24 protein-coding genes are annotated in these 24,170 nt (G+C 52.1%); 15 read left to right on the top strand and 9 right to left on the bottom strand.

Annotated elements, in window-relative coordinates:
- Position 1 precedes the first annotated feature (1 nt).
- The 7 genes from cheY to LG384_RS13670 all read left to right on the top strand — a co-directional run bounded on the left by cheY (position 2) and on the right by LG384_RS13670 (position 7,830).
- Positions 2–391: a chemotaxis response regulator CheY gene (cheY, locus tag LG384_RS13700; RefSeq protein ID WP_045444172.1), complete on the top strand. Its 390-nt coding sequence runs from the start codon at positions 2–4 to the stop codon at positions 389–391.
- 10 nt (positions 392–401) lie between these two features.
- On the top strand, positions 402–1,046 hold the full coding sequence (gene cheZ / locus LG384_RS13695) for a protein phosphatase CheZ (RefSeq protein WP_045444169.1): 645 nt from the start codon (positions 402–404) through the stop codon (positions 1,044–1,046).
- A gap of 179 nt (positions 1,047–1,225) precedes the next feature.
- Entirely contained in the window at positions 1,226–2,377 is a 1,152-nt protein-coding gene (gene flhB / locus LG384_RS13690; RefSeq protein ID WP_045444166.1) for a flagellar biosynthesis protein FlhB, read from the top strand.
- Positions 2,370–4,448, top strand: coding sequence for a flagellar biosynthesis protein FlhA (gene flhA / locus LG384_RS13685; protein WP_225761086.1), 2,079 nt, complete (start codon positions 2,370–2,372; stop codon positions 4,446–4,448). Before flhB ends, flhA begins: the two co-directional genes overlap by 8 nt.
- The gene (gene flhe / locus LG384_RS13680) at positions 4,448–4,840 is read left to right on the top strand and encodes a flagellar protein FlhE (RefSeq protein ID WP_045444162.1); all 393 of its coding nucleotides are present in this window, start codon (positions 4,448–4,450) and stop codon (positions 4,838–4,840) included. The genes flhA and flhe overlap by 1 nt, the downstream gene beginning before the upstream one ends.
- Positions 4,841–5,102: 262 nt before the next feature.
- The gene (locus tag LG384_RS13675) at positions 5,103–6,686 is read left to right on the top strand and encodes an MFS transporter (RefSeq protein WP_045444160.1); all 1,584 of its coding nucleotides are present in this window, start codon (positions 5,103–5,105) and stop codon (positions 6,684–6,686) included.
- A gap of 4 nt (positions 6,687–6,690) precedes the next feature.
- Positions 6,691–7,830, top strand: a complete 1,140-nt coding sequence (locus LG384_RS13670; RefSeq protein ID WP_200042322.1) for a glycoside hydrolase family 105 protein — start codon at positions 6,691–6,693, stop codon at positions 7,828–7,830.
- On the opposite strand, the gene mrdA is transcribed toward LG384_RS13670, so the two are convergent.
- Together mrdA and argS are read right to left on the bottom strand one after the other, a co-directional pair.
- Positions 7,802–9,739, bottom strand: coding sequence for a penicillin-binding protein 2 (mrdA, locus tag LG384_RS13665; protein ID WP_225761085.1), 1,938 nt, complete (start codon positions 9,737–9,739; stop codon positions 7,802–7,804). The genes LG384_RS13670 and mrdA overlap by 29 nt on opposite strands.
- Positions 9,740–9,924: 185 nt before the next feature.
- Positions 9,925–11,658 carry an arginine--tRNA ligase gene (gene argS / locus LG384_RS13660; protein WP_048221257.1) on the bottom strand — a complete coding sequence of 578 codons (1,734 nt, stop codon included), beginning with the start codon at positions 11,656–11,658 and terminating at the stop codon, positions 9,925–9,927.
- Between the two features lie 238 nt (positions 11,659–11,896).
- Between argS and LG384_RS13655 the strand changes: the two genes are divergently transcribed.
- Positions 11,897–12,463: a VOC family protein gene (locus LG384_RS13655; protein WP_225761084.1), complete on the top strand. Its 567-nt coding sequence runs from the start codon at positions 11,897–11,899 to the stop codon at positions 12,461–12,463.
- A 2-nt stretch (positions 12,464–12,465) separates the two neighbouring features.
- The gene (gene cutC / locus LG384_RS13650; protein WP_225761083.1) at positions 12,466–13,212 is read left to right on the top strand and encodes a copper homeostasis protein CutC; all 747 of its coding nucleotides are present in this window, start codon (positions 12,466–12,468) and stop codon (positions 13,210–13,212) included.
- A 178-nt stretch (positions 13,213–13,390) separates the two neighbouring features.
- On the opposite strand, the gene cmoB is transcribed toward cutC, so the two are convergent.
- Genes cmoB through LG384_RS13625 form a run of 5 tightly spaced genes read right to left on the bottom strand, consistent with a single transcriptional unit; the run spans position 13,391 to position 16,968 of the window.
- Complete coding sequence (gene cmoB, locus LG384_RS13645) at positions 13,391–14,359, bottom strand: tRNA 5-methoxyuridine(34)/uridine 5-oxyacetic acid(34) synthase CmoB (protein ID WP_045444145.1); 969 nt, start codon at positions 14,357–14,359, stop codon at positions 13,391–13,393.
- Positions 14,356–15,099, bottom strand: coding sequence for a carboxy-S-adenosyl-L-methionine synthase CmoA (gene cmoA, locus LG384_RS13640; RefSeq protein ID WP_045444142.1), 744 nt, complete (start codon positions 15,097–15,099; stop codon positions 14,356–14,358). The genes cmoB and cmoA overlap by 4 nt, the downstream gene beginning before the upstream one ends.
- 40 nt (positions 15,100–15,139) lie before the next feature.
- Entirely contained in the window at positions 15,140–15,535 is a 396-nt protein-coding gene (locus tag LG384_RS13635) for an MAPEG family protein (RefSeq protein ID WP_016153418.1), read from the bottom strand.
- Positions 15,536–15,586: 51 nt separating this feature from the next.
- Positions 15,587–16,405, bottom strand: a complete 819-nt coding sequence (locus LG384_RS13630) for a DUF72 domain-containing protein (RefSeq protein WP_225761082.1) — start codon at positions 16,403–16,405, stop codon at positions 15,587–15,589.
- A complete protein-coding gene (locus LG384_RS13625; RefSeq protein WP_048221296.1) occupies positions 16,402–16,968 on the bottom strand; it encodes a hydrolase in 567 nt (188 codons plus the stop codon). Before LG384_RS13625 ends, LG384_RS13630 begins: the two co-directional genes overlap by 4 nt.
- A 264-nt stretch (positions 16,969–17,232) precedes the next feature.
- On the opposite strand from LG384_RS13625, the gene aspS reads away from it, so the two are divergent.
- The 6 genes from aspS (at position 17,233) to ruvB (ending at position 22,489) form a co-directional block, all read left to right on the top strand.
- Positions 17,233–19,005, top strand: a complete 1,773-nt coding sequence (gene aspS / locus LG384_RS13620) for an aspartate--tRNA ligase (protein WP_045444133.1) — start codon at positions 17,233–17,235, stop codon at positions 19,003–19,005.
- Between the two features lies 1 nt (position 19,006).
- Complete coding sequence (gene nudB, locus LG384_RS13615; RefSeq protein ID WP_225761081.1) at positions 19,007–19,450, top strand: dihydroneopterin triphosphate diphosphatase; 444 nt, start codon at positions 19,007–19,009, stop codon at positions 19,448–19,450.
- A gap of 28 nt (positions 19,451–19,478) precedes the next feature.
- Complete coding sequence (locus LG384_RS13610) at positions 19,479–20,222, top strand: YebC/PmpR family DNA-binding transcriptional regulator (protein WP_045444127.1); 744 nt, start codon at positions 19,479–19,481, stop codon at positions 20,220–20,222.
- 34 nt (positions 20,223–20,256) lie between these two features.
- Positions 20,257–20,778: a crossover junction endodeoxyribonuclease RuvC gene (gene ruvC / locus LG384_RS13605; RefSeq protein WP_045444124.1), complete on the top strand. Its 522-nt coding sequence runs from the start codon at positions 20,257–20,259 to the stop codon at positions 20,776–20,778.
- Positions 20,779–20,858: 80 nt separating this feature from the next.
- On the top strand, positions 20,859–21,470 hold the full coding sequence (gene ruvA / locus LG384_RS13600; protein ID WP_045444121.1) for a Holliday junction branch migration protein RuvA: 612 nt from the start codon (positions 20,859–20,861) through the stop codon (positions 21,468–21,470).
- 8 nt (positions 21,471–21,478) lie between these two features.
- Positions 21,479–22,489, top strand: a complete 1,011-nt coding sequence (gene ruvB / locus LG384_RS13595; RefSeq protein WP_225761080.1) for a Holliday junction branch migration DNA helicase RuvB — start codon at positions 21,479–21,481, stop codon at positions 22,487–22,489.
- An 83-nt stretch (positions 22,490–22,572) separates the two neighbouring features.
- Here the strand turns inward: ruvB and znuB are convergent, their stop codons facing one another.
- Together znuB and znuC are read right to left on the bottom strand one after the other, a co-directional pair.
- Positions 22,573–23,358, bottom strand: a complete 786-nt coding sequence (gene znuB, locus LG384_RS13590; RefSeq protein WP_048221298.1) for a zinc ABC transporter permease subunit ZnuB — start codon at positions 23,356–23,358, stop codon at positions 22,573–22,575.
- Complete coding sequence (gene znuC / locus LG384_RS13585) at positions 23,355–24,110, bottom strand: zinc ABC transporter ATP-binding protein ZnuC (RefSeq protein WP_045444112.1); 756 nt, start codon at positions 24,108–24,110, stop codon at positions 23,355–23,357. Before znuC ends, znuB begins: the two co-directional genes overlap by 4 nt.
- Between the last annotated feature and the right edge of the window lie 60 nt (positions 24,111–24,170).

Genomic DNA, 24,170 nt, shown 5'->3' with positions numbered 1-24,170 from the left:
TATGGCGGATAAAGAGCTGAGATTTTTGGTTGTGGATGACTTTTCCACCATGCGTCGCATCGTGCGTAACCTGCTTAAAGAGCTGGGATTCAACAATGTTGAAGAAGCTGAGGACGGCGTGGATGCGCTGAACAAGCTGCAGGCGGGTGGGTTTGGTTTTGTCATTTCCGACTGGAATATGCCCAATATGGACGGTCTGGAACTGCTGAAAACTATTCGTGCAGATGGTGGCATGTCCTCCCTGCCGGTGCTGATGGTGACAGCTGAAGCGAAGAAAGAAAACATCATTGCGGCAGCACAGGCTGGCGCCAGTGGTTATGTTGTGAAGCCTTTCACGGCAGCGACGCTGGAAGAGAAACTCAATAAAATCTTTGAGAAACTGGGCATGTGAGGGTGTGATGATGATGCAACCACAAATTAAACCTGTTGATGAACATTCAGCAGGGGATATCATCGCGCGCATCGGTAGTTTAACCCGAATGCTGCGTGACAGCCTGCGTGAACTGGGGCTGGATCAGGCGATTGCAGAAGCGGCGGAAGCGATTCCCGATGCGCGCGATCGTCTGGATTATGTTGTACAGATGACCGCGCAAGCGGCAGAGCGCGCACTGAACAGCGTGGAAGCCTCGCAGCCGCACCAGGATGCGATGGAAAAAGGGGCCAAAGCCCTGACCAAACGCTGGGATGAATGGTTCGAAAATCCTATTGAGCTGTCCGATGCCCGTGAACTGGTCACTGACACCCGACAGTTCCTGGGCGATGTCCCCGGTCATACCAGCTTTACCAACGCCCAATTGCTGGACATCATGATGGCGCAGGATTTCCAGGATCTGACCGGTCAGGTTATCAAGCGTATGATGGATGTTATTCAGGAAATTGAGCGTCAACTGCTGATGGTGCTGCTGGAGAATATTCCGGAGCAGGGCGCTCGTCCAAAACGCGAAAACGAAAGCTTGCTCAACGGCCCACAGGTTGATACTTCGAAAGCCGGCGTGGTGGCAAGCCAGGATCAGGTGGACGACCTGCTGGATAGTCTCGGATTCTGATACGTATTTGCCGGATGGAGATGTCCGTGCATCTTATCCGGCCTACACTTGCATGTAGGCCGGAGCTGCCAATTGGCGTTAAAGCTATAAATCCCATCTTTTTTACCGCTTACTCTTCCCATTGCTGGATTACTGTTCTGGCATCATTCTCGCCTATCTCTCGATCCAGGGTCTGATGCGTGGCAGAAGAAAGCGACGACGACAAAACAGAAGCCCCCACACCCCACCGACTTGAAAAAGCGCGGGAAGAGGGGCAGATCCCCCGTTCCAAAGAGCTTACCTCACTGCTTATTTTGCTGGTGGGCGTGTGCATTATCTGGATCGGTGGGGAGTCGCTTGCCCGTAAACTGGCCGGAATGTTGTCTGCCGGTCTGCGCTTTGATCACAGTATGGTCAATGACCCTAACCTGATCCTCAGCCAAATCATCCTGCTGATTAAAGATGCCATGGTTGCGCTGTTACCGCTGATTACCGGCGTGGTTCTGGTGGCTTTGATCTCTCCGGTGATGCTGGGAGGCTTGATCTTCAGTGGTAAATCGCTGCAACCCAAATTCTCGAAGTTAAATCCGCTGCCGGGTATTAAGCGCATGTTTTCAGCGCAAACCGGGGCGGAGTTGTTAAAAGCGATATTGAAATCCACGCTGGTTGGCAGCGTAACCGGATTTTATCTCTGGCATAACTGGCCGGAGATGATGCGTCTGATGGCCGAGTCGCCGGTGACGGCGATGGGTAATGCCCTGGATTTAGTCGGTATGTGCGCGCTCCTGGTGGTGCTTGGGGTCATTCCGATGGTGGGGTTTGACGTCTTTTTCCAGATTTATAGCCACATTAAAAAGCTGCGGATGTCACGCCAGGATATTCGCGATGAGTTTAAAGAAAGTGAAGGTGATCCGCATGTGAAGGGAAAAATTCGCCAAATGCAGCGTGCCGCAGCGCAGCGTCGCATGATGGCGGATGTGCCGAAAGCGGATGTTATCGTGACCAACCCCACGCACTACTCGGTCGCCTTGCAGTATGACGAAAATAAAATGAGTGCGCCAAGAGTCATTGCCAAAGGCGCAGGGCTGGTGGCCTTGCGTATTCGTGAAATTGGCGCTGAGCATCGTATTCCCACTTTAGAAGCACCGCCGCTGGCGCGTGCGCTATATCGCCATGCTGATATTGGTCAGCAAATACCTGGCCAATTGTATGCGGCCGTCGCGGAAGTATTGGCCTGGGTATGGCAGCTAAAACGCTGGCGTCTGGCCGGCGGAACGCGTCCACCACAACCTGGAAATCTTCCAGTGCCAGAAGCACTGGATTTCATGAACGAGAAGAATACTGATGGCTAATCTGGTCGCGATGCTGCGTCTGCCCAACAATCTGAAATCCACGCAATGGCAAATTCTTGCCGGGCCGATCCTCATCCTGCTGATCCTGTCGATGATGGTGCTGCCGCTGCCGGCTTTCATCCTCGACTTATTGTTTACCTTTAACATTGCGCTGTCGATCATGGTACTGCTGGTGGCTATGTTTACCCAGCGTACGCTGGAATTTGCCGCCTTCCCGACGATTTTGCTGTTCACTACATTGTTACGCCTTGCGCTGAACGTTGCATCTACACGTATTATTTTGATGGAAGGTCATACCGGCTCGGCAGCGGCGGGAAAGGGAGTAGAGGCCTTTGGTCACTTTCTGGTTGGCGGTAACTTTGCTATCGGTATCGTGGTCTTCGTTATTCTCGTCATTATCAACTTTATGGTGATCACCAAAGGTGCCGGGCGTATTGCCGAGGTCGGCGCGCGCTTTGTGCTGGACGGGATGCCGGGCAAACAGATGGCAATTGACGCCGATCTGAATGCCGGACTTATTGGTGAAGACGAGGCTAAAAAACGTCGTTCAGAAGTGACGCAGGAAGCGGATTTTTACGGCTCAATGGACGGTGCGAGTAAATTCGTGCGCGGAGATGCCATCGCCGGTATTTTGATCATGGTTATCAACGTGATCGGCGGTTTGCTGGTAGGGGTTTTGCAACATGGCATGAGCATGGGAAGCGCGGCAGAAAGTTATACCCTGTTGACTATCGGTGACGGACTGGTTGCGCAAATCCCTGCTCTGGTTATCTCTACGGCGGCGGGCGTTATCGTAACCCGCGTGAGTACCGATCAGGACGTCGGTGAACAGATGGTTACCCAGCTGTTCAGTAACCCCAGCGTCATGTTGCTCAGTGCTGCGGTACTCGGCTTATTGGGTCTGGTTCCGGGGATGCCCAATCTGGTATTTCTGATGTTTACCGCAGCGTTGCTGGGCCTTGCCTGGTGGTTGCGCGGTCGTGAGAAAAAAGCGCCAGAGGAACCTCAGTCGGTGAAGATGCCGGAAAATAACTCGGTGGTGGAAGCCACATGGAACGATGTGCAACTGGAAGATTCTCTGGGAATGGAGGTTGGTTATCGCCTGATCCCGATGGTGGACTTTCAGCAGGATGGCGAGCTACTGGGGCGAATTCGCAGCATTCGCAAGAAGTTTGCCCAGGATATGGGCTTCCTGCCGCCGGTGGTACACATCCGCGACAATATGGATCTGCAACCCGCCCGCTATCGCATTCTGATGAAAGGCGTTGAGATTGGCAGCGGTGACGCCTATCCGGGGCGCTGGCTGGCAATCAACCCTGGTACGGCAGCCGGGTCGCTGCCAGGCGAAAAAACGGTCGACCCGGCCTTCGGTCTGGATGCTATCTGGATTGAAAGCGCGCTAAAAGAACAGGCACAAATTCAGGGCTTTACGGTTGTGGAAGCCAGTACCGTCGTCGCCACCCACCTTAATCACTTGATTGGTCAGTTCGCCGCCGAGCTGTTTGGTCGTCAGGAGGCGCAACAGCTGCTGGATCGCGTTTCGCAGGAGATGCCAAAACTGACTGAAGATTTAGTGCCAGGCGTCGTGACGCTGACCACGCTGCATAAAGTTCTGCAGAATTTGTTGGATGAAAAAGTGCCCATTCGAGATATGCGCACCATTCTCGAAACGCTGGCAGAGCACGCGCCTTTACAGAACGATCCGCATGAACTTACCGCCGTGGTGCGTGTTGCGCTGGGGCGGGCGATCACTCAGCAGTGGTTCCCGGGTAACGAAGAAGTTCAGGTTATTGGCCTTGATACGCCACTTGAGCGTTTGCTGTTGCAAGCATTGCAGGGCGGTGGTGGTTTGGAGCCAGGGCTGGCAGACCGACTTCTGGCGCAGACTCAGGAAGCATTATCACGTCAGGAGATGCTGGGTGCGCCGCCGGTACTGCTGGTTAATCATGCATTGCGTCCGTTACTGGCCCGCTTTCTACGTCGCAGCATACCGCAACTGGTGGTGCTGTCGAACATGGAGCTGTCCGATAACCGCCATATCCGCATGACTGCGACCATTGGGGGTAAATAATGCGCAAGTTTCTTTGGCTGTTACTCTTTCCTCTGGCGGTGCAGGCCGCCGGAGAAGGCGCCTGGCAGGCAAGCGGTATGGGCATTACCTTAAATTATCGTGGTGAGTCAGCCTCATCAGCACCGCTTGTCTCCAGCCAGCCAGTTTCCGGGTTGATGACTCTGGTAGCCTGGCGTTACGAGCTGAATGGTCCAACACCTGCGGGATTACGGGTACGTTTATGTTCTCAGTCCCGCTGTGTCGAGCTTGACGGGCAAAGCGGGACGACTCACGGGTTTAACAATGTTCCCGCCGTTGAGCCGATGCATTTTGTCTGGGAAGTCCCCGGTGGCGGACGTCTGATCCCGGCTTTGCAGGTTCAAAGTAACCAGGTGATTGTGAACTACCGTTAATTCCCTTCGTTATATCAGCCAGCAGATGAAACTGCTGGCTTCCTCGCAATTTTGACCTACCTCTTTGATTAAAAAGAAACGCTGTTTTATAAAATAGGTGACGTACGTTGCCGGACTCTTTGTGCTGTTGCCATTTCGTCAGAATTGCTGGCAGAAATAGAAAGGTTTCACTTGCTGTTAGCTTTTACTGTGACCCTGTAAGGATGCCCAATGTCAAAACGAGGATTGCGGGGCCTCCCATTAATTTGCAGGGGTAACGGCAATGAACACGCGTAAAATTAGTCTGGTAAATTATTTTGCTTACGGTTCAGGTGACTTTTTAGGAGCGGGGACAACGGCGCTAACCGCCGCATGGTTACTCTATTTCTACACTACCTTCTGTGGACTGACACCTATCGAGGCGACGTTTATTTTTGCCACCGCCAGGGTGCTGGATGCGGTGGTTAGCCCGTTAATGGGTTTTTTAACGGATAATTTTGGTTCGACCTGGCTTGGCAAGCGTTTTGGCCGCCGTAAATTCTTTATTCTTCTGGGTATTCCCTGTGTTTTTAGCTACTCACTAATGTGGGTTGGCGATATGGGGTTCTGGTATTACCTGCTGACTTATCTGCTGTTTGATGTGGTCTACACCATGATTCTGGTGCCTTATGAAACACTGGTACCGGAAATGACGGATGACTTTAAACAGAAAACCAAGTTTTCTGGTGCACGCATTTCAATGGCGCAAATGTCAGCCATTCTTGCCTCGTTCTTACCGGGAGTGCTGCTCACTCTGTTTGGTAAAGACAACCCTGTTTCATTTTTCTATGCGAGTCTGGTGTTTTCGGTGCTGTGTGCGCTGATGCTAACCTTCGTATGGTTTTTTACCTGGGAGCGTCCGCGTGAGGAATGGACCGAAGCCGCGCTTCGGGCTGAAGAAGAGAAGAAAAGCCTGAGCTTTGGTCAGAGTATGAACCGTCTGTTTGTCGAGCTAAGTTCGACGCTGCGGGTCAGGATTTTCCGCCAACATTTGGGCATGTATCTGGGTGGCTACATCGCGCAGGACGTCTTTAATGCAGTCTTTACTTATTACGTTGTTTTCGTGCTGATGCAGGATGCCTCAATGGCCTCGAATCTGCTGGGGACGATGGCTATCTTCCAGTTTATTGCGGTTATCGCCATGATACCGCTGTGCATCCGCTTTGGACCTGCGCCGTCTTACCGAATGGTGGTTGTGCTGTTCGGTTTGAGTTCACTCTCTTACGCAGTGCTCTATTACGCCGGGTTGAGCGATATTTATACCTTATTGTTGCTGGTTTCCGCCATGGCTGGTCTGGGGCGTGGCGGCATCAATTACGTACCGTGGAATACCTACACTTATATTGCCGATGTTGATGAGGTGATTACGGGTCAGCGTCGCGAAGGGATCTTCGCGGGCATTATGACGCTAACGCGCAAAGCCTCACAGGCGGGAGCCGTCATGCTGGTGGGGATTGTCATGCAGATGTCTGGATTTGTATCAGGTCAAAGCACGCAACCTGCGGCGGTCAGCCATACCATCTTGTTAATCCTGAGCTGCGGGACGCTGATTGTTCTGGCGCTTGGATTCCTCGTTTCCCTGCGTTTCAAGCTAAACCTGCAAACGCATAGCATCCTGCGTGAAGAGACTGCGAAAATGCGTGAGTCGGGTCGGGCGATGCCGGAAACGCTCACGCCACAGGTTCGCGCTACCGTAGAGATGCTGTCGGGCATGCCGTATGAATCGCTTTGGGGTAATAACAATATTGGTTACCTGAATCGTAATAAACCTGCTGCGTCACGGCTGGAACATGGCACAGCATTGAATTCGACATTGCACAGAGGTTAAGTAGATGATTGTTTACCCGGTGAAACACAGTCCGTTGTTGCGTCAGCCAGAACACTTTATTGCCAGAGATGAATTAAAAAACCTTATTAAGAAGGTGACCCATAACCTGGTCAATATCAATGATCAAACAGGTGAGTTCTTGTTGCGACTGGACGATGGACGCGTCATTGATACCAAAGGATGGGCTGGATGGGAGTGGACGCACGGTGTCGGCTTGTACGGAATGTATCAGTATTATCAGCAAACTGGCGATGAAACGATGCGCGATACCATCGACAGCTGGTTTGCCGACCGCTTTGCTGAAGGGGCTACCACCAAAAACGTCAACACCATGGCACCGTTTTTAACGCTGGCATATCGCTATGAAGAAACGCGTAATCCCGCTTATTTACCGTGGCTTGATTCCTGGGCTGAGTGGGCAATGTATGAAATGCCGCGTACTGACTTCGGCGGCATGCAGCACATTACGCTGGCGGAAGAGAATCATCAGCAGATGTGGGATGACACGCTGATGATGACGGTTTTACCGTTGGCGAAGATTGGTCAATTGCTCAACCGACCAGAGTATGTCGAAGAAGCGACGTATCAGTTCCTGTTGCATGTACAAAACCTGATGGATAAAGAAACGGGGCTGTGGTTTCACGGCTGGAACTATGAAGGGCATCATAACTTCGCCAACGCGCGCTGGGCGCGCGGGAACAGCTGGTTAACTATCGTTATTCCTGACTTCCTTGAACTGGTAGATTTACCGGAAAATAATGCGGTTCGCCGCTATCTGGTACAGGTGTTGAACGCGCAGATTGCAGCTTTGGCGAAATGTCAGGATGAGAGTGGTTTATGGCATACGTTGTTGGACGATCCGCACTCTTATCTGGAAGCCTCGGCCACTGCGGGGTTTGCTTATGGGATCCTGAAAGCAGTGCGTAAACGCTATGTCGGTCAGGAATACGCGGCTGTGGCGGAGAAGGCCATCAGAGGCATTGTGAAACATATTTCGCCGGAAGGTGAACTGCTGCAAACCTCCTTTGGTACCGGGATGGGGCACAACCTCGATTTTTATCGCCATATCCCGCTGACCTCGATGCCTTATGGACAGGCGATGGCGATGTTGTGTCTTACCGAATACTTGCGTAAGTATTTTTGATGGCGAGGCCCGATGACGCCGCAATGATCGGGCCTGGTGTTGCTGTGGCATCTGATGGTGTGTTGCTCTCCTGCGGCGCAAACAGATGATCCATGATTTGACGCATTATCGGTGCTGCGGTAACACCGTCGCTGCCGCCGTTCTCGAGAATCAACGCCACTGCGACTTTCGGGTTTTTATACGGAGCAAAAGCGGTATAGAACACATGATCCCGCAAGCGGATGGGGATCATCTTCGCATTGTAGGTCTGGTTTTCCTTCAAACTAAAAACCTGTGATGTGCCACTTTTAGCGGCAATACCATAGGGCGCGGTGTGGAAAAATTTGTAACCCGTGCCGTTCGGTTCATTCGCCATGCCAAACATCGCCTGACGCACCAGCCCCCAATAGGGAGATGCGGCAGAGGCAATTTGTGTTGACGTTTTTGGTGCCTGATAAGGTGTGACGGATTGGCCGCTTTCTTCATCTTGTAACAGGTGAGGGGAGATCACTTTCCCATTGTTAATTAGCGCCACCATGGCTTTCACCATCTGGATCGGCGTGGCTATCCAGTAACCCTGACCAATGCCGACTGAAATCGTATCACCCTGATACCAGGCTTTTTTATGTACCCGCTGTTTCCAGTCGCGGCTTGGTAACAGACCGTCGTACTCTTCATCGAGATCGATGCCGGTGGGTTTACCGTAGCCAAACTGACTGAGCGTGTTGTGTATCCGGTCTATGCCCATCATATATGCCACCTGATAGAAGAATGTATCGGCAGATTCTTCTATTGCTTTGGTCACATCCAGCATACCGTGACCGGTTTTTTTCCAGTCACGGTAATGGCGTTCAGTGCCGGGTAGCGTCCAGGTCGGGGCGCCGAAGAAGCTGGTTTGTGGCGTGATTACTCCGCTCAATAAGGCTGACATTGCCATGTATGGTTTTACGGTTGAGGCGGGGGGATACAACCCCTGCGTGACGCGGTTTATCAGCGGCAGGTCTTTATCCTGTAGTAGCTTGTTATAGTCCTGGTAGCTAATGCCTTTTACAAACGGATTCGGGTCGTAGCTGGGATTCGACACCATGGCCAGCACTGAGCCGTCGTGCGGATCTTCAACCAGTACGGCGGCACGCTGACCTGCCAACAGGCTCTCAATATATTCCTGTAAGTGTAAATCCAGCGTCAGATGAACATCCTTACCGGCGACAGGCGGTACATCTTTTAGCAAGCGCACAATGCGTCCGTGGTTATCCACTTCCACTTCCTGATACCCGGTTTTACCGTGCAGATCGTTTTCGTAGTAGTGCTCAATTCCCTGTTTGCCGATGTTATGGTCGGCGGCATAATTTTCTGCCAGCCCTTTTTTATCCAGCGCTTTTAGATCGCTGTCGTTGATTTTAGAGACATAGCCGAGTACATGCGCCAGCTCTGCACCATAAGGGTACTGGCGATCTTCATAGCTGTTGATGGTGACGCCGCTGAAATGAAACTGGTTAACCGAGAAGCGGGCGATCTCCACATCGGTCAGCGCATTTTTAAGCACCACAGGGCGATAGCGGCTGCTGGATTTCAGATCATGGCGAAACTGGTCAATATCATCCGCAGTAAGGTCAACAATTGGCGTTAACTGTTTTAGCAGTGTATCCATGTCGTTGATCTTATAAGGGGTAACTGAAATATCGTACCAGGTGACGTTGCGTACCAGTGGGATACCGTTGCGATCGTAAATGATGCCGCGTGTTGGGGCGACAGGCAGCATTTTGATGTCATTGGCATTCGAGCGGGTGGTGTAATACTGGTGCTCGCGAATTTGTAAGTTGTAGAGGTTATAGACAAGGATGCCAAAACAGATGACCACCAGGCCAAAGGCCACCATTACCCGTCGCTGAAAGAGTTTCTCTTCCGCTGCAAAATCTCTGAATGTCATTGACCCGTACCCGATTAATTCGCCGCCTAATGATACGGAGGCTGAAACGGGATAACAGACAAAAGATGTTCCATCTCTCGATGGAAATGTGTCATTCCTTGTGAATTGTTTCAGACCAGCATGTCCGGAAATAAAAAAGGCCTGAGTCCGGATTACGAACTCAGGCCTGGTATTTTTTAATATGCTTACATGCGTTCTACGGTTTCGATACCCAGTGTATCCAGACCCAGTTTCAGCGTTTTCGCCGTTAACTGTGCCAGTTTCAGGCGGCTGTTACGGATCTCTTCGTTTTCAGCGCTGAGGATTGGACAATGTTCGTAGAAGCCAGAGAACAGACCGGCAACGTCGTACAGGTAGGCACACATCACGTGCGGCGTACCTTCGCGCGCAACAACGGTCAGTGTTTCTTCAAACTGCAGCAGGCGGGCCGCCAACTGGGCTTCGCGATCTTCGCTGATAATGACCTGCGCACTGGCAAGCGCGCTTTCATCGATATCCGCTTTACGGAAAACTGACAGCACACGGGTGTAGGCATACTGCATATACGGTGCGGTATTGCCTTCAAAGGCGAGCATGTTGTCCCAGTCGAAGATGTAGTCGGTAGTACGGTTTTTTGACAGATCTGCATATTTCACCGCGCCGATACCGACCGCATTCGCCAGTTTTTCCAGTTCGTCGGCAGGCATGTCCGGGTTCTTTTCAGCCACCAGGCGACGTGCGCGCTCCAGCGCTTCATCCAGCAGATCGGCCAGTTTTACCGTACCGCCGGCACGCGTTTTGAACGGTTTACCGTCTTTACCGAGCATCATACCGAACATGTGGTGTTCCAGTGGTACGGAGTCTGGCACGTAACCGGCTTTACGCACGATAGTCCATGCCTGCATTAAATGCTGATGCTGGCGGGAGTCGATGTAATACAGTACACGATCGGCGTGCAGCGTTTCATAACGATACTTCGCACAAGCGATATCAGTCGTGGTGTAGAGATAGCCGCCATCTTTCTTCTGAATGATAACGCCCATCGGTTCGCCTTCCTTGTTTTTATACTCATCAAGGAATACAACGGTTGCGCCTTCACTCTCAACGGCCAGACCTTTGGCTTTCAGGTCAGCAACAATGCCAGGCAGCATTGGGTTGTACAGGCTTTCACCCATCACGTCATCGCGCGTCAGAGTGACGTTCAGACGATCGTAGGTTAACTGGTTCTGCGACATGGTGATGTCCACCAGCTTGCGCCACATCTCGCGGAAATAGGCATCGCCACCTTGCAATTTCACCACATAGCTACGGGCGCGCTCGGCGAATTCTTCATCTTCGTCGTAATGTTTTTTTGCATCGCGGTAGAAACCTTCAAGATCGGCCAGCGCCATCTCTCCGGCATTTTCCTGCTGTTGTTTTTCCAGCCACGCGATGAGCATACCGAACTGCGTACCCCAGTCACCGACGTGGTTCGCGCGAATCACATTATGACCAAGGAACTCCAGTGTACGTACCGCCGCGTCACCGATGATGGTAGAGCGCAGGTGACCAACGTGCATCTCTTTCGCCACGTTAGGCGCAGAGTAGTCGACGACAACGGTTTGTTTAGCGGGCTGGGTGACGCCCAAACGCTCGGAAGTCAGCGCCTGCTGGACGTGTTGCGCCAGAAATGCCGGATCGAGAAAAATGTTGATAAAGCCCGGGCCAGCGATTTCAACTTTGCTGGCAATCCCGTTGAGATCCAGATGAGTCAGCACCTGCTCTGCAAGTTGTCGCGGCGCCATACCCAGTTTTTTAGCAACTGCCATCATGCCGTTGGCCTGATAGTCGCCGAACTGTACTTTTGCTGACTGACGAACCTGCGGTTCGCAATCTGCAGGCGCGCCTGCAGCAATCATGGCCTGACTGACTTTTTCTGAGAGAAGAGCCTGAATATTCACCGGAATACCTTACATTTATGAAGCGGGTTGATGTACACCGCACCAGTTTAAGAATTTAGGGCGGGAGTATACTGCAAATGGCCGTTGCCGTCAGCATTGCGAGTGTCGCCGGCTGACTGAAATATAAACAATGTAATTACGTATAATTATTCATGTTGTATCTGAAAAAATCAGCAGTTGGATGGGGCTGCGCAACAGAGTAAATTAGCGGCTTTGAATATGGATATGAGCATTCAATATGGCTAACTGGCAGACTGTTGAAGAACTGCATGATATTTCCGCAGATTTACCGCATTTCACTCAGGCGTTAACGGAGCTTTCCACCCGTCTTGGTCTGGATATCTCATCGCTTGAAGCCGATCACATTTCTCTGCGCTGTCATCAAAATACTACCGCAGAGCGCTGGCGCCGGGGATTCGAACAGTGTGGCGAACTGCTGTCGGAAAATATCATTAACGGCAGACCCATTTGCCTGTTCAAACTGAATGGGCCGGTTTGTGTAGCACACTGGCAGTTTACAGTTGTCGAGTTGCCATGGCCGGGTGAGAAGCGTTACCCGCACGAGGGTTGGGAGCATATTGAAATCGTTCTGCCTGGCGACCCGGAATTACTTAATACCCGGGCACTGGCACTGCTGTGTGATGAGGGATTAAGTCAGCCGGGAATATTCGTCAAGACCAGTTCGCCGAAAGGAGAGCGTGAGCGTTTACCGAATCCGACGCTGGCGGTTAGCGATGGTAATGTGACCATCAAGTTTCATCCGTGGTCAATTGAAGCGATTGTGGCAAGCGAACAACAGGAGTGAGTATGGCATTGCTGGAAATCTGCTGTTACAGCATGGAGTGTGCGCGCACAGCGCAGCAATATGGCGCGGATCGCATAGAACTTTGCTCTGCCCCCAAGGAGGGAGGCTTAACGCCGTCTCTGGGCGTATTGCGGTCAGTACGTCAGCACGTTTCCATCCCTGTTAACCCAATTATCCGTCCGCGTGGGGGGGATTTTTGTTATACCGATGGGGAATTTGCCGCGATGCTTGATGATATCGCTATGGTCAAAGAGTTGGGGTTCTCAGGGGTGGTGACCGGCGTATTAGATGTCGATGGCAATATCAATATGCCGCGTATGGAAAAAATAATGGCTGCCGCCGGCCCGTTAAGCGTCACCTTTCACCGGGCCTTTGATATGTGTTCTAACCCATTAAATGCACTGAAAAATTTATCTCAATTGGGCATCGCAAGAGTACTGACTTCTGGTCAAAAATCAGACGCACAGCAAGGTTTAACAAAAATAATGGAACTTATTGCGCAGGAGGGTGCTCCAATCATTATGGCCGGAGCGGGGGTTCGCGCCGCGAATTTGTCGCAGTTCCTCGACGCCGGAGTGCAGGAAGTCCACAGTTCTGCCGGAGTATGGCTGGCTTCACCCATGCGTTATCGCAATTCGGGGTTGTCGATGTCTTCGGATGCACAAGCGGATGAATATTCCCGCTATGCGGTAGACGGGGCGGCGGTTGCTGAAATGAAAGCAATCATTGCATGCCATCAGGCCAGCTGATTTTTACCGTTGCATCATGTCGCCCAATATGATGCTTGCTCGTACCAGGCCCCTGCAATTTCAACAGGGGCCTTTTTTTCTCCTTCATATTCCAAGCCGCAGCGGTGTTGGCTGCCTTGCTGCAACTTGAACTATTTTGGAGAAGTGGTGCTATACGTAACAGCTATCTGGCAATCCATTACGGTTTACGCGCAATCAAAACCGCACGTAATGGGGCGGGGTAGCCTTCAACCGTTTTGCTGTGGTCGTTCGGGTCAAGGAAGTCGGCCAGTGATTCGGTAATCATCCACTCGGTACGGCGCTGTTCTTCTGTGCTGGTAACACTCACGTCAGCGATACGCACATCCACAAATCCACATTTTTCCAGCCAGTTTTTAAGCGCCAGCGCAGAAGGAATAAAATAGACGTTACGCATTTGCGCGTAGCGGTCACCCGGCACCAGCACGGTGTTTTCGTCACCTTCGACCACCAGCGTTTCCAGCACCAGTTCACCATCTTGTACCAGTTGATCTTTCAACTGCCAGAGATGTTCCAGCGGAGAACGGCGGTGATAAAGCACGCCCATCGAGAAAACGGTATCAAATGCTTTTAGCGCCGGAAGCTGCTCAATACCCAGCGGCAGCAGGTGTGCGCGTTGGTCGTTGCCTAAAAGCTTACGTACCGCTTCAAACTGACACAGGAACAGCTGCGTAGGATCAATCCCCACCGCCAGATGCGCACCTGCGCCAATCATGCGCCACATGTGGTATCCGCTGCCACAGCCAACATCAAGAATGGTTCGCCCGGTTAGATCAGACAGATGCGGCAAAACGCGATCCCATTTCCAGTCAGAGCGCCATTCGGTATCGATATTCACACCGTACAGCGAGTAGGGCCCTTTACGCCACGGCATCAAGTTACGCATCAGGGTATCGATGCGTTTGCGCTGCCCTTCACTCAGTGGCTCTGCACTTTCGGCGGTCACGCTGTGCAGTAAATCCAGACGATGTGGCGTCAGCTCCGGTAAAAACTCGACCGCGTTCGACCACTGCTTAAACAAGCCATGTTGATCTCGCTGCCAGGCGGCAATTTGCGCCGGTAGTGTTTCCAGCCAATGAGAAAGATGATTCTTGGCGATTAGCTGATAAAAGTTACCAAAGTCGATCATGCAGAAACCTCAGCTTTGAGCGCTACCAGAGAACCAAAATTGAAGCACTGGAACCACAGTTCGCTGTGTTCAAAGCCGGCCTTGCGCAGACGCGCTTTGTGAGTTTCAACAGAGTCGGTCAGCATCACGTTTTCCAGCATGCTGCGCTTCTGGCTGATTTCCAGTTCGCTGTAGCCATTTGCCCGTTTGAAGTCGTGGTGCATGTTGAACAGCAGTTCGCCAACGTGGGTATCTTCGAAGCTGAATTTCTCTGACAGCACTAGTGCGCCACCGGGATTCAGCCCCTGATAAATCTTATCCAACAATGCCTGGCGCTCAGCCGGCTCAAGGAATTGCAGGGTAAAATTCAGCACCACCATAGAGGCGTTTTCAATAGTGATGTTGCGAATATCTCCCTCGACAATCTCGACCGGAGTCGGTGCTTTATAGGCATCAATATGGCGGCGGCAACGTTCGACCATCGCCGGGGAATTATCGACGGCGATAATTTTGCAATTATCATGATGAATATTGCGACGCACCGAGAGCGTCGCAGCGCCCAGAGAGCAGCCCAGATCATAGATCTGTGAGTGGGGTTGCACGAAACGTTCGGCCAGCATACCAATCATTGAAATGATGTTTGAGTAGCCGGGAACGGAACGCTGGATCATGTCCGGGAAGACTTCAGCTACCCGTTCATCAAAGGTCCAGTCACCCAGACTGGCGATAGGCGCAGAAAAAAGCGTGTCGCGGTGAGACATAACGTAAAAATCCGGGAAAAATAAAGTGGCGTATTGTGCGCTAATGCAGGGAGAAAACCAACTCCCAGGGCATATACCAAAGATTCGCCAGCACCATTAGCAACAGTGAACACCAGGTGGCGCTCATGCCAGAACGACGCCAGCGAAACAGGCGGTGGTGGAATCCGTAATAATGCATCAGTCGACCGGCAATCAAAATAAGCCCGCAAATATGCACCATCCACGTTTCTGCGCCGTTCATTTCCATAAATAACAGCAGCACTAATGCGACAGGAATATATTCCACTGCATTACCATGAATGCGGATAGCACTTTGCAGTTCACTAAAGCCGCCGTCGCCATAGGCAACGCGATACTGCATACGCAGGCGAACGACGTCAAAGGAGAACTTTATCAACAATAACGCACCTAATACGGCATAAAGCGCGCTTACCATACAAACTCCCTTTAAAATGGCTGATGGCACTGTCTATGATAGGTGGCATTTTCAGAAAAGAGAAGATTGCTGTGGAATAGATGGCGCTGATCCGATCTCTGGCAGCACGGTGCGCAGATCGCTCCATAGCGTATCCACCAGTTGTGGCGCTTGTGCGATGTCGGGCGTATGCAAGAACAGATATGGCGTTGAGGTCTGCCGCCAGAGCGATAGCTTTGCCAGCCAGACGGCAAAAAATTGCTGATTTTGCGCCATATCATCGCTACCGATAAACCGTACCATCGGATTGTTTGCTGTCACTACGGCATGAACCGGCACCTTCGGCTTCTTACGTTGCGCATCGCGTATGGCTTCAGTATGAGGGATTGCCGCGTGTACCGGGCGGCTATCTAAAACGACCCGATTGACCCCACGCTCATGCAGACCGCGATTAAGTTGTTTTTCTTCCTCGCCTTTGGCAAAAAACGCGGGATGACGCACTTCAACGCCGTAGGTAAAGGTTGCGGGAAGCGTATCGAGAAAATGCCACAGAGCATTGATGTCACTCGGGCCAAAAGTCGCGGGTAACTGTAGCCAGTATTGCCCAATCCGTGCTTCCAGCGGGGACATCCGCGTTAAAAATTCCTGCACTAAATCGTCGCAGTTACGCAGCGCGGCCTGATGCGAAATTGTGGCTGGAAACTTAAAGCAGAACCGAAATGCGTCTGTGGTTTGAGCATGCCAGCGAGAAACGATATCGACTTTCGGCAGCGCGTACAGAGTAGTATTGCCTTCCACACAGTTAAAGTGGCGGGCATACTCTTCCAGACTGGTGATACCCAGGCGCACCCATTTCGGGTGCGACCACTGCGGTAAGCCGATATAGATCATAGCGCTTGCAGGATCTCGTTAACGCTGCGCACGCGAGCAATACGCGGGAAAATATGCGTCATGCTGCCCTGATGTTGATCGGCACTGGCGGCGCTACAGGCGTCTTCCGCAATGATAAGGCTGAAACCCAGTTCCCAGGCGTTGCGAGCCGTTGACTCGACGCCGATATTGGTGGAGATGCCGCACAGGACGATGGTGTCGATGCCGCGACGGCGCAATTGTAGCTCAAGGTCAGTGCCGTAGAATGCTCCCCACTGGCGTTTGGTAACTTCCAGATCGCTGGCACATTTGCCCAGAGCGTGCGGGTAATCCCACCAGTTGTCGGGTAATGCTTTTGCCGGGATCTGTGCATCAACCGGCTGTTTCAACGCTTCGGCATAATTATCAGACCAGCCGACGCGAACCCACACTACTGGCGAACCGTGAGCACGAAATTTTTCCGCTAGGCTTGCCGCGCGGGCCACAACGTCGTTAGCTGTGTGAGGACCTCCGGCAAAGGGCAAAATCCCTTCCTGTAGGTCAATTGCGACAAGGGCGGTAGTTTTAGGGTTCAGTTCCAGCATGGTGACTCCAGTAAAAAAAGAATTCCGTTACACCTTAATCGCGATTCTGTGTGAAAGGGGCGACAATTTTTGTTATTTTTTGTGAGATTACGCAATACCCGCGTAGGAAACACGCGTACAGTCAGTACCGGACTTATCGTGCGGCAGAATTTCCAGTATAATAGCCGCCTTTTTTCATTCAGTTGTGACATTCAGCTAAAGCTGCGACTTCGTCATCTGCAAAGCAGGTGACAATCCGCCTGCGGCAAAGTTAAGGGATATCTCATGCGTACAGAATATTGCGGACAGCTACGCCTGTCCCACGAGGGGCAGCAGGTGACTCTGTGTGGTTGGGTCAACCGTCGTCGTGATCTTGGTAGCCTGATCTTTATCGATATGCGCGACCGCGAAGGTATCGTGCAGGTGTTTTTCGATCCGGACCGTGCGGACGCGTTAAAGCTGGCCTCCGAACTGCGTAATGAGTTCTGCATTCAGGTTACGGGCACTGTACGTGCGCGTGATGCGAAAAACGTCAACGCCGATATGGCGACCGGCGAAATTGAAGTTCTGGCGTCCGATCTGACCATCATTAACCGTTCAGATTCACTGCCGCTCGACTCTAACCATGTAAATACTGAAGAAGCGCGTCTGAAGTATCGCTATCTGGATCTGCGTCGCCCGGAAATGGCGCAGCGTCTGAAGACTCGCGCTAAAATTACCAGCCTGGTGCGTCGCTTTATGGATGACCATGGCTTCCTCGACATCGAAACCCCGATGTTGACCAAAGCTACACCGGAAGGCGCGCGCGACTATCTGGTGCCTTCACGTGTGCATAAAGGTAAATTCTACGCGCTGCCGCAGTCTCCTCAGTTGTTTAAACAGCTGCTGATGATGTCCGGCTTCGACCGTTACTACCAGATCGTCAAATGCTTCCGTGACGAAGATTTACGTGCTGACCGTCAGCCTGAATTTACCCAGATCGATGTTGAGACTTCCTTCATGACTGCACCACAGGTGCGTGAAGTGATGGAAGCTCTGGTGCGTAATTTGTGGCTGGAAGTAAAAGGTGTGGACCTGGGCGATTTCCCGATCATGACCTTTGCCGAAGCTGAGCGTCGTTACGGTTCCGATAAGCCGGATCTGCGTAACCCGATGGAACTGGTCGACGTTGCTGACCTGCTGAAATCTGTCGAATTTGCTGTGTTCTCTGGCCCGGCTAACGATCCGAAAGGCCGCGTAGCTGCCCTGCGCGTACCTGGCGGTGCCGCTCTGAGTCGTAAGCAGATCGACGACTACGGTAACTTCATTAAGATCTACGGCGCTAAAGGTCTGGCTTACATCAAAGTCACCGAGCGTGCGAAAGGTCTGGAAGGGATCAACAGTCCGGTGGCTAAGTTCCTGAATGCTTCAATCGTAGAAGCGATTCTGGAACGTACCGGCGCACAAGACGGCGATATGATTTTCTTTGGTGCCGACAACAAGAAGGTGGTTGCTGATGCCCTGGGCGCACTGCGTCTGAAACTGGGTAAAGACCTGAACCTGACAGATGAATCCAAATGGGCGCCGCTGTGGGTCATCGATTTCCCAATGTTCGAAGACGACGGCGAAGGCGGTCTGACCGCGATGCACCATCCGTTTACCGCACCGAAAGATATGACTGCCGCAGAGCTGAAAGCTGCGCCGGAAGATGCGGTTGCCAACGCTTACGATATGGTTATCAACGGTTATGAAGTGGGTGGCGGTTCTGTACGTATCCACAACGGTGACATGCAGCAGACTGTATTCGGTATTCTGGGTATTAATGAGCAAGAACAGCGCGAGAAGTTCGGCTTCCTGCTGGATGCGCTGAAATACGGTACTCCGCCGCATGCGGGTCTGGCATTTGGTCTGGATCGTCTGACCATGCTGTTGACCGGTACCGACAACATTCGTGACGTTATTGCCTTCCCGAAAACGACGGCTGCCGCGTGTCTGATGACCGAAGCGCCAAGTTTTGCCAACGAAGCTGCGCTGGCGGAACTGAGCATCCAGGTTGTGAAGAAGGCAGAGAATAACTGATATGAAGTACAAACAGCCTGTCTCGGTGTTAGTCGTGATTTATGCAAAGGACACCGGGAGAGTGCTGATGTTACAGCGACGCGACGATCCTGATTTCTGGCAGTCGGTCACCGGCAGCCTTGAAGAAGGTGAAACCGCGTCGCAAGCCGCCATGCGCGAAGTAAAGGAAGAGGTCACCATTGATGTTGCCTGCGAGCAACTGACCTTAATTGACTGCCAGCGCACGGTGGAGTTCGAGATTTTTAGTCATTTACGTCATCGCTACGCACCGGGAATCGAACGAAATACGGAATCCTGGTTTTGCCTGGCACTTCCCTCTGAACGAGAGATCTTGTTCACCGAACATCTGACCTATCGTTGGGTTGATGCAGCAGAGGCTGCACAGTTAACCAAGTCGTGGAGTAACCGGCAGGCGATTGAAGAATTTGTAATTAACGTCGCCTGAGAAGGCACGCTTTTTGGAGATATTATTTATGGCAGGTCATAGTAAATGGGCCAACACCAGACATCGTAAAGCAGCGCAGGATGCTAAGCGTGGCAAAATCTTCACCAAGATCATTCGTGAGCTGGTGACGGCGGCCAAACTTGGCGGCGGCGATCCGGATGCGAACCCGCGTCTGCGCGCAGCGGTTGATAAAGCACTGGCTAACAACATGACGCGTGACACCCTGAACCGTGCAATCGCGCGTGGCGTCGGCGGTGATGATGATGCGAACATGGAAACCATCATCTATGAAGGTTATGGTCCTGGCGGCACTGCGGTCATGATTGAATGCCTGTCTGATAACCGTAACCGTACCGTTGCGGAAGTGCGCCATGCGTTCACCAAAACCGGTGGCAACCTGGGCACCGACGGTTCCGTTGCTTACCTGTTCAGCAAAAAAGGCGTGATTTCCTTCGAGCAGGGCGACGAAGACACCATCATGGAAGCGGCGTTGGAAGCGGGTGCTGAAGACGTTGTAACCTTCGACGACGGTGCAATTGACGTTTACACCGCGTGGGAAGAGATGGGTAAAGTGCGTGATGCACTGGAAGCTGCAGGTCTGAAAGCAGACAGCGCTGAAGTGACGATGATCCCGTCAACCAAAGCGGATATGGATGCAGAAACTGCGCCGAAACTGATGCGTCTGATCGATATGCTGGAAGACTGCGACGACGTTCAGGAAGTTTATCATAACGGTGAGATCTCTGATGAGGTTGCCGCTACGTTAGAATGATGTGGTTAAGCCATAAACTAACAGGAGATGCGTGATGTCTATTATTCTCGGCATTGACCCGGGATCGCGCATCACCGGTTATGGCGTAATCCGTCAGGTTGGCAGACAGCTAACCTATCTCGGTAGTGGGTGTATTCGCACTAAAGTTGACGATCTGCCGTCTCGCCTGAAGCTGATTTATGCGGGCGTTTCGGAAATAATCACCCAGTTTCAGCCAGATTATTTCGCCATAGAGCAGGTCTTTATGGCGAAAAACGCTGACTCGGCGCTCAAGCTCGGGCAAGCGCGCGGAGTAGCGATTGTTGCTGCTGTAAACCAGGACCTTCCGGTGTTTGAATATGCTGCGCGGCAGGTGAAACAAACCGTCGTAGGGATAGGCAGTGCGGAGAAAAGTCAGGTACAGCACATGGTGCGCACGTTACTTAAACTCCCGGCAAACCCCCAGGCAGATGCTGCGGATGCGCTGGCTATTGCCATCACCCACTGCCACGTCAGCCAGAACGCCATGCAAATGAGCGATACCCGGCTGAATTTAGCGCGTGGTCGATTACGTTAGTGATAAATGAGGCTGGATATCTATCCAGCCTTTTTTTATGATAGCGCATTACCTTTTAGCCCTTAACGCAGGAGCGTCACGTGATTGGCAGACTCAGAGGCATCATTCTCGAAAAACAACCCCCGCTGGTACTGTTAGAAGTAGGCGGTGTAGGCTATGAAGTCCACATGCCGATGACCTGCTTCTATGAGCTGCCGGAGTCAGGAAAAGAAGCCATTGTTTTCACGCATTTTGTCGTACGTGAAGACGCACAGTTGCTGTACGGCTTTAATAACAAACAGGAACGTACACTGTTTAAAGAGTTAATAAAAACCAACGGCGTTGGACCCAAGCTGGCACTGGCTATTCTCTCGGGTATGTCTGCGCAGCAGTTCGTTAATGCCGTTGAACGTGAAGAGCTAGGCGCGCTGGTCAAACTACCGGGTATTGGTAAGAAAACCGCTGAACGCCTGATTGTCGAGATGAAGGACCGCTTTAAGGGGCTGCATGGCGATCTCTTCACGCCGGCAGCCGATCTGGTGCTGACGTCACCTGCCGGTCCGGAAACGGATGACGCTGAGCAGGAAGCGGTTGCTGCGCTCGTGGCGTTAGGCTATAAACCACAGGAAGCCAGTCGCATGGTGAGCAAAATTGCCCGCCCTGATGCCAGCAGTGAAACCCTGATTCGTGAAGCGCTCCGCGCTGCATTGTGAGGTAAAGGATGATTGAAGCAGATCGCCTGATTTCGGCTGCCAGCACCACGCCTGAAGACCTGGTGGATCGCGCGATCCGCCCCAAATTGCTGGAGGAGTATATCGGCCAGCCTCAGGTCCGCTCGCAAATGGAAATCTTTATCCAGGCAGCGAAACTGCGCGGCGATGCCCTCGATCACCTGCTGATCTTTGGGCCTCCCGGTCTCGGAAAAACGACACTTGCCAATATCGTTGCCAATGAAATGGGGGTAAACCTGCGTACCACTTCCGGCCCGGTACTGGAAAAAGCAGGCGATTTGGCAGCAATGCTCACCAACCTTGAACCTCACGATGTCCTGTTTATCGATGAAATTCATCGCTTATCGCCCGTTGTGGAAGAGGTTCTGTATCCGGCGATGGAAGATTATCAGCTGGATATCATGATTGGCGAAGGGCCGGCTGCGCGCTCTATTAAGATTGATTTGCCACCGTTTACGTTGATCGGCGCGACAACCCGTGCCGGGTCGTTAACGTCCCCATTGCGCGATCGTTTTGGTATTGTGCAGCGACTGGAGTTCTATCAGGTTGCGGACCTTCAGCACATTGTCGGACGTAGCGCACGTTACATGGGGCTGGAAATGAGTGACGAAGGGGCGCTGGAAGTGGCTCGTCGTGCACGTGGCACCCCGCGTATAGCCAACCGCTTGCTACGTCGCGTACGAGATTTTGCCGAAGTGAAGCATGACGGAACAATCTCGGCGGATATTGCTGCCCAGGCGCTGGATATGCTCAATGTTGACGTCGAAGGGTTCGACTACATGGACCGCAAACTGTTGCTGGCAGTGATCGATAAATTCTTTGGTGGACCAGTGGGGCTGGATAACCTGGCCGCTGCGATTGGGGAAGAACGCGAAACCATTGAGGACGTGCTGGAACCGTATTTGATTCAACAAGGGTTCCTGCAACGTACGCCGCGAGGACGCATGGCGACGGTTCGCGCGTGGAACCATTTCGGTATTACACCGCCTGCAATGCCCTGAGTCAGCGTTATGCGTTTATCCGACCTACAATTCTGTAGGCCGGATAAGATACATCAGCATCACTATTCGCTAATGCAGCGCACTCAGCTAGCCTGCTTCTTCATCATACTGAAGATAAACAGCAGCGCAGCGCACAGCACTACTGAAGGCCCTGCTGGCGTATCATAGAAGGCTGAGAACGTTAACCCGCCTGTAACCGCTATTATTCCCACTCCAACAGCAACGCCTGCCATCTGCTCTGGCGTACGAGCGAAACGACGTGCGGTTGCTGCCGGGATTATCAGCAGTGAGGTAATAATCAGAGCCCCAACGAACTTCATCGCGACACCAATAGTTAACGCTGTCACCAGCATCAGCAGCAATTTAACGCGCTGCAGCTTCACGCCATCGACAAATGCGAGGTCCGGGCTGATGGTCATCGACAGTAAGTTGCGCCACTGCCAAAAAAGTATTGCCAGAACAATCACAACGCCAATGGCAATGGAGATCAAATCCTCCGGCGTAACAGCCAGCAAATCACCGAACAGATAAGCCATCAGATCCACGCGAATATTGGACATCAGGCTAACGACAACCAGACCCAGTGACAACGCACTGTGCGCCATAATGCCGAGTAAAGTATCGATCGCGAGGTGAGGGCGTTTCTCCAGCCACACCAGGCCAGCGGCCAGCATTAGCGTGACAGCAATGACGGCATAGAAAGGATTAACATCCAGCAGCAGGCCAAAGGCGACACCCAGCAGTGAGGCATGCGCCAGTGTATCGCCAAAATAGGACATACGACGCCAGACAACAAACGAGCCGAGCGGGCCGGCAGCGCAGGCCAGCATGATCCCGGCTAACCAACCGGGCAATAACAATTCAATCATGAGTGACCATTTCCCCGACGTAATACGATACGACCCTGTAAATCGTGGCGATGATTATGGTTGTGGCGGTATATTCCGAGTTGTTCGGCGCCGCGCTGCCCGAACATAGAGATGAATTCCGGATGCATAGAAACCACTTCCGGCGTGCCGGAGCAGCAAATGTGATGGTTCAGACACAGTACTTCATCTGTTTTTGCCATCACCAGATGCAGGTCATGAGAAACCATCAGTACGGCACAGTCCAGTTCACGTCGCAGTTGATCAATAAGGTCGTACAAAGCGACCTGACCATTCACATCGACTCCTTGAGTCGGCTCATCAAGCACCAGTAACTGGGGTTTGTTTAGCAATGCGCGGGCCAGCAGAACACGCTGTGTTTCTCCGCCAGACAGCTTTTGCATTGGCGCATTCATCAGGTGTCCGGCCTGAACGCGTTTGAGAGCAGGAAGAATATCTGCTTTTTGCGTGTCTGGACGTAAGCGTAGAAAACGGCTTACCGTTAGTGGCAGCGTGGTGTCGAGGTATAGTTTTTGTGGCACATAGCCAATTCGCAACTGTCCGTTGCGCGTGATAACTCCTTCATCAGCCGCTACCAGCCCCAGGACAACGCGCACCAGCGTAGACTTCCCGGCGCCATTCGGGCCGAGGAGCGTTAAAATTTTACCGGGTCGAAGCTCAAGCGATACGTCAGAAAGGACGCGGCGTTGACCATAAGAGACCGAGACATTTTCCAGTGAAACCAAAGTCGTCATATCAATTTTAGTCTTGCAGAAGTTATAGAATGTTATAATATCACATTTCTCACATTCATT

The organism is Citrobacter sp. Marseille-Q3906 (assembly GCF_916618775.1).
Classification (GTDB): domain Bacteria; phylum Pseudomonadota; class Gammaproteobacteria; order Enterobacterales; family Enterobacteriaceae; genus Citrobacter; species Citrobacter murliniae.
This window is presented reverse-complemented; position numbering and strand designations above follow the sequence as displayed.